At 64.4% G+C, this 2,320-nt stretch carries 2 protein-coding genes; both read left to right on the top strand.

From position 1 onward, the window contains the following. A partial coding sequence (locus tag VLA96_04085) for a hypothetical protein (protein ID HSE48368.1) occupies nucleotides 1-1,793 on the top strand: 1,793 nt, incomplete at its 5' end. Nucleotides 1,794-2,034: 241 nt separating this feature from the next. Continuing rightward, on the top strand, nucleotides 2,035-2,320 hold a 286-nt coding region (locus tag VLA96_04080), incomplete at its 3' end, for a hypothetical protein (GenBank protein ID HSE48367.1).

Raw genomic sequence — 2,320 nt, 5'->3', positions numbered from 1 at the left:
TGGCGTCGCTGAACCTGATGAAGTTCACCGCGCCCTCGGGGCAGTTCGACGTCGCGGCGTACCGGCACGCGGTGGACATCACCATCACGGCGCAGGAGATCCTGGTGGACTGGGCGAGCTACCCGACCGAGAGCATCATGCGGAACTCGCACGATTACCGCCCGCTCGGCCTGGGCTACGCCAACCTGGGCGCGCTGCTGATGGCCAACGGCCTGCCCTACGACTCCGACGCGGGACGCGACTACGCCGCCTGCGTGACCGCCATCATGTGCGGCGAGGCCTACCTGCAGTCGGCGCGCATCGCCGAGCTGTGCCCCTCGCTGGCGCCCGCCGGCCGCATCTCGCCCAACGACATCACCGGCGGAGCCTGCCCCGGCTTCTATCCCAACCGCGAGCCGTTCCTCGACGTCATCCGCATGCACCGCGCCTCCGCGAACCGCATCGGCCAGTCGCTGAACGCGCCCGGCACGCCGCAGTCCTGGACCAACACGCTCTCCACGCTGATCGAAGCGTCGAAGGACTGCTGGGACCAGGCGCTCGCGCAGGGCGAAAAGTCCGGCTACCGCAACGCGCAGGTCACCGTGCTCGCGCCCACCGGCACCATCGGCTTCATGATGGACTGCGACACCACCGGCATCGAGCCCGACCTCGCGCTGGTGAAGTACAAGAAGCTGGTCGGCGGCGGCATGATCAAGATCGTGAACCAGACCGTGCCCTCGGCGCTGTTCAAGCTGGGCTACACCGGCGACCAGGCCAACGCCATCGTCAGCTACATCGACGCCACCGGCACCATCGAGGGCGCGCCCCACATCAAGGACGAGCACCTGCCCGTCTTCGATTGCAGCTTCAAGCCCTCCAAGGGCACGCGCTCCATCGCCTACATGGGCCACGTCAAGATGATGTCCGCCACGCAGCCCTTCCTCTCCGGCGCCATCTCGAAGACCGTCAACATGCCCGAGAACGCCACCGTCGAGGAGATCATGGAGGCCTACCTCCAGTCCTGGAAGCTCGGGCTGAAGGCGGTCGCCATCTACCGCGACGGCTCGAAGAAATCGCAGCCGCTCATGGCCAAGGGCGGAGTGACGCACGAGAAGAGTAGCGCCGGCGGCCCGCCGGCCGTAGCGGAAGAAGTTCCGCAGTACGGCCCGCCGAAGGCGGTGCGCCGCAAGCTGCCCGACGAGCGCCTCTCGGTGACGCACAAGTTCTCGGTCGGCGGGCACGACGGCTACATCACCGTCGGGCTCTACGAGGACGGCACCCCGGGCGAGATCTTCATCACCATGGCCAAGGAAGGCTCGACCGTCTCCGGGCTGATGGATTCGTTCGCGACCTCGACCTCCATCGCGCTGCAGCACGGCGTGCCGCTCAAGCTGATGTGCGAGAAGTTCGCGCACTCGCGCTTCGAGCCCTCCGGCTGGACCAACAACCCGGACATCGGCTTCGCCAAGTCCATCATGGATTACATCTTCCGCTGGCTGCACCTGCGCTTCCTCACCGGCCAGCAGCAGAGCCTGTTCGACGGCCTCCGCCCGAAGATGATGGGCGCGCCCATTCCGGATGAACGGACGCTTCCGCCGCAGGGTGGTCTGCCTCCTGAGATCGGCAGTCGGCAAGCGACGATCGGCGATCCGGCGCAGCCGGTGGACCGCGGCCTGTATCACGCTGCCGATGCCATGAAGGACTACGTCGACATGGGCGACGCGCCCTCGTGCCACATCTGCGGCGCGATCATGACCAGGAACGGAAGCTGCTATAGATGCATGTCCTGCGGTTCCACAAGCGGGTGTTCTTAACCCGCATGAACCGCAGCACAAATGTCATCCTGAGCGAGCGGGCGGTTTCCGTGAGCGAAGGAACTGGATCGGCGGCCGCAGCCGCCACCATGAGCTGCGGCTCGACGAGTGGTTGCAGTTAGAAGAAACGCCGGATTATCCGGCACGCAGTAGGACCGATTAGCTGTTAAGCAGTTAACCGATTCGAGTACTGTGACCGGGGCGCGGCGCAAGCCGCGCCCTAGCTTTCAGAGAGTGGTACGTGCCAAACAGCGTCGAAAGCGCGACTGTGACCCGCGATGTTGCAACAACCTCGCTTCGCGACGTGTTAGCACATGCCGCTCAAATGGCTTCAATCCTCGCCCTAGTCACGTACCTATTTGGATTTGTCGTTGTCACACGCTACTTCGCAATACTCGGCGTAACGGGACTCGAGTTTTTCCGTGCGCAGTACGTCTTAGCCGGCGTTTGGGCTGTGATACCGATCTTGTTCGCCTTTGTGTTTATGTCAATGGGGGCCACCACGATCGACCAGCCGGAGCAATACT

The sequence above is a fragment of the Terriglobales bacterium genome, assembly GCA_035457425.1.
GTDB lineage: Bacteria > Acidobacteriota > Terriglobia > Terriglobales > Acidobacteriaceae > JACPNR01.
Note: the sequence above shows the minus strand (reverse complement) of the source record. Positions and strands in the feature narration are given on the sequence as shown.